The sequence below is a fragment of the Synechococcus sp. R8-2 genome (assembly GCF_047461715.1).
Classification (GTDB): Bacteria; Cyanobacteriota; Cyanobacteriia; order Thermostichales; family Thermostichaceae; genus Thermostichus.
In genome coordinates, this window is the sequence record NZ_JANSHQ010000751.1 from 1 (window position 1) to 732 (window position 732).

Sequence of the window (732 nt, forward strand, 5' to 3'; positions counted from 1 at the left end):
GCGGGACGGAGTCCTTTGGTTGGCCCAGATTTCATCCAGCAAAACCTGCACATCTGGATGTACAAAGGCCACATCGCTGAGGATGTGATAGATCTGTTCCAGTTGATGGCCCGATAAGGTCAAAGCCGATGAAGATACGGGCAGTTGGGGACGATCCCCCGGCGCACGGCAGCGAAAATTATCTCTCCGCCTAGAGTTGGCCTGAATTTGTTGCAGCCAACCCTGGGCGGCCAGGTAGTCCAGCTCTTTGCGCAGGGTGCGGTGGGTCTTGTGAAAGGGTTGAGCAGATAGCAGCGCTTCCAGATCCGGAACTTCTGCTTTTAAGGCGGCCAATAGGTTGGGATCCTTCAGCCAAAACCTCAAGGGTTTCCAGCAAATGCAGTCAACATCAGGACAGGGTGAAGGGATCCCTTTTGCCAGATCCTGCTTGGGATGCCACGGCGAGAGCAAGCGATCCCGAATGTGGGTATAGCCAAACGTTTCCGGCAGATCCCGCCATCCCTCCTCGCCATACAAGCAATCGAGCAACACCCACAGGCGCACGGCCCGCTCCAGGCGCTCCGCCAACTGCCCGCCGGCCAGCCAGCGCAACACCTCTACCGTCAAAGGCAGCTCAAATCCGCTCATCCGACAGTTCCCTCGGTTCTTAGGTCAACCAGTTGATGGCACTCCAGGCCAGGGGTTTTCTTGGAGCAAGGCGCAAGTGAGAGCGTAAACTACCCGGCTCCGACC

General features: G+C 57.4%; 1 protein-coding gene. It reads right to left on the minus strand.

Annotated features, from left to right (window positions below; genetic code table 11):
* A partial coding sequence (locus tag NW819_RS14455) for a hypothetical protein (RefSeq protein ID WP_414414172.1) occupies positions 1–627 on the minus strand: 627 nt, incomplete at its 3' end.
* Between the last annotated feature and the right edge of the window lie 105 nt (positions 628–732).